This window comes from Sphingobium sp. D43FB (assembly GCF_002312805.1).
Lineage (GTDB): Bacteria > Pseudomonadota > Alphaproteobacteria > Sphingomonadales > Sphingomonadaceae > Sphingobium.
In genome coordinates this window covers 1-2,483 of the sequence record NZ_NMUA01000100.1, presented here as the reverse complement: position 1 = coordinate 2,483, position 2,483 = coordinate 1, and the positions used below count along the sequence as shown (strand labels likewise).

The 2,483-nt window shown below is 58.7% G+C and carries 1 protein-coding gene, 1 tRNA gene, 1 rRNA gene and 1 pseudogene; 1 reads left to right on the top strand and 3 read right to left on the bottom strand.

From position 1 onward, the window contains the following. Positions 1 to 559: 559 nt before the first annotated feature. Positions 560 to 1,612: pseudogene (locus SxD43FB_RS26235) on the top strand (recombinase family protein); the annotation flags it as partial. 381 nt (positions 1,613 to 1,993) lie between these two features. On the opposite strand, the gene SxD43FB_RS26230 reads toward SxD43FB_RS26235, so the two are convergent. The 3 genes from SxD43FB_RS26230 to rrf form a co-directional block, all read right to left on the bottom strand. Next, positions 1,994 to 2,164 (bottom strand): hypothetical protein, encoded by a 171-nt coding sequence (locus SxD43FB_RS26230; protein ID WP_255245883.1) that lies wholly within the window; start codon positions 2,162 to 2,164, stop codon positions 1,994 to 1,996. 46 nt (positions 2,165 to 2,210) lie between these two features. Beyond that, a tRNA-Met gene (locus SxD43FB_RS23295) sits at positions 2,211 to 2,287 on the bottom strand. Between the two features lie 106 nt (positions 2,288 to 2,393). After that, positions 2,394 to 2,483: ribosomal RNA gene (gene rrf / locus SxD43FB_RS23290) — 5S ribosomal RNA — on the bottom strand; the annotation flags it as partial.

Here is a 2,483-nt window from a genome sequence, read left to right as displayed (position 1 = left end):
AGATTCACCCTACTTTGAACGCTAACATGCGGCGTCCAGCGCGACGACCGCGGAGAGAACCCTGGAGCCCAGCGCGCGTGACGAACCGCAAAGAGGTCAGCTGTTGACAGTGGCGATTAGAGAACGCGCCGGGACACGACCCGCCCCGGATTTGCGGGATTGTCTATCTGTTGAGTGGTGGATGGGCGAAAGCCCGCTTTCGACGCCCGCGAATGAGCCTGTGGATGTTGGCTTTCAGGGCACTTGTTGTTCGGCAGCTTTGGTCGGATCCGGACGTTCCCTACGCGCTAAATGAACGGCAATATCTGATCGACTCCCGCCGGATTAGCGGAAGACGGACTGCAACCGGGAAACGAGTATTTGGTGACGAGAAGCCAACGAAGGCCATCGGCAACTCGCCGCTAGCTTATCGATTCCGGCATCGCAGATCCCTTGTTCAGTGCCGCGCAGAATTCCAGCGACAGCATAAAAGTGCGGTCCAATTTTGATATCTTCCTCAGATTGGCAAGAATGATCAAATCTGTAGACTAACCCCAAAGCTCATCTCTGGAGACTCCGAATGCCCCGCGTAGCGCTGTATGCCCGCTATTCCGACGACAAGCAGAGCCCTGCATCTATCGACGACCAGTTTTTGATATGCCGTGAGCAGGCGGCGCGCGAAGGCTGGCGGATTGTCGCCAATTATAAGGATGCAGCGATCTCGGGCGCGAGCGTCATACTCCGTCCCGGCATCCAGTCACTTTTGCACGATGCGCAGATGGGGCGCTTCGACATTCTGCTGGCCGAGGCGTTGGATCGGGTGTCACGCGACCAGGCCGACGTCGCCACGCTCTACAAGAATCTCCAGTTCGCCGGTGTGAAGATCGTCACCCTGGCAGAGGGTGAGGTTTCCGAACTGCATGTCGGCCTCAAGGGCACGATGAACGCGCTATTCCTCAAGGATCTTGCGAAGAAGACCCATCGCGGTCTGCGCGGCCGTGTCGAGAAAGGCAAATCCGGGGGCGGGCTTTGCTTTGGGTATGATGTCGTGCGGCGCTTCTCCAGCGAAGGCGAACCTGTGCACGGCGAGCGGAGTATCAATGCCGCGGAAGCTGAAGTCATTCGCCAGGTTTTTCGACAGTTCGCCAATGGACTCAGCCCCCACGCAATCGCCTGCCGTCTGAATGACTCCGGGATTTCAGCCCCGACGGGCAAGCTGTGGACATCGACCACGATCCGCGGCCACGTCAAGCGCGGAACGGGCCTCCTCAACAATGAGCTTTATATCGGCAAACTCGTCTGGAACCGCCTGCGCTATTTGAAGAACCCGCAAACTGGCAAGCGCGTCTCTCGTATCAATCCCAAATCCGAATGGATTGTGACCGAGGTTCCAGACCTGCGGATCGTGGATGAAGAACTCTGGCAGGCTGTGAAGGCAAGGCAGGAGAATATCGCGATCCAATATGCCGACGGCATTGCGGCAACTCGCTCTGCTCAGACAGCCCTTAATCGCACGCATCGCCCAAAAAGTCTTCTCTCCGGCCTGGTCTACTGCGGCTGCTGCGGAGGTTCTTATTCCCTTCGCGGGCGGGGGCGGTTTGCCTGTTCGAACCATGGTGATACGAAAAGCTGCGCGAACGGGCATAGCATCACGCGCGACAAACTCGAAGCGCGCGTCCTTGATGGTCTGCGCGATCGCATGATGACCCCGGAGGTCGCAGCAGAGGCCATTCGGACCTATGTCGAGGAGAGCAACCGGATCAACCACCAGCGCCGCGCGTCAGAAATCGCTGATCGAACCGAGCTGCAGAAAGTCCTCAAGGCGATCAAGGGCCTCGTGACACTCGCAAAGGCAGGCAAGGGCACACGCGCGCTTGTCGATGAGCTTTTGGAGCTGGAAGCGCAGGAGGATGCGATCCGCGCTCGTTTGGCCGCGGCCCCTGCTGACGTGCCTGACATCCACCCCAACATCTCCGAGATTTATCGGCGCAAAGTCGAGCGACTGACTCACGCACTATCGCAGCCGGAAGAGCGCCAGGAAGCCGCCGATGCGTTGCGGGCGCTGATCGAGCGGATCGAGCTTACGCCCGGCGCGAAGCGCGGTGAGGTCAACGCCATGCTCTACGGCGAGTTTGGCAGGATCCTGGAGTGGATCGAACAGCGTCGATTGGTCGAGAATGCACAAAGCCCCGGCGCTTTGGCGTCGGGGCTTTGTGGAATGTCGGTTTCGGTGGTTGCGGGAGTAGGATTTGAACCTACGACCTTCAGGTTATGAGCCTGACGAGCTACCGGGCTGCTCCATCCCGCGACACGTGGTTGCCCCTTGGTTTTGGGGTAACGCAAAAAAGGCGGCTTTGGGGCCGCCTTTTTTGACAATGTGAATGGGTTTTTGCTGATTTTGCGCGAGCTTCAATGCCTGGCGACGCCCTACTCTTCCAGTGCTTGAGCAATAGTACCATCGGCGCAGACTGGTTTCACGGCCGAGTTCGGGATGGGATCGGGTG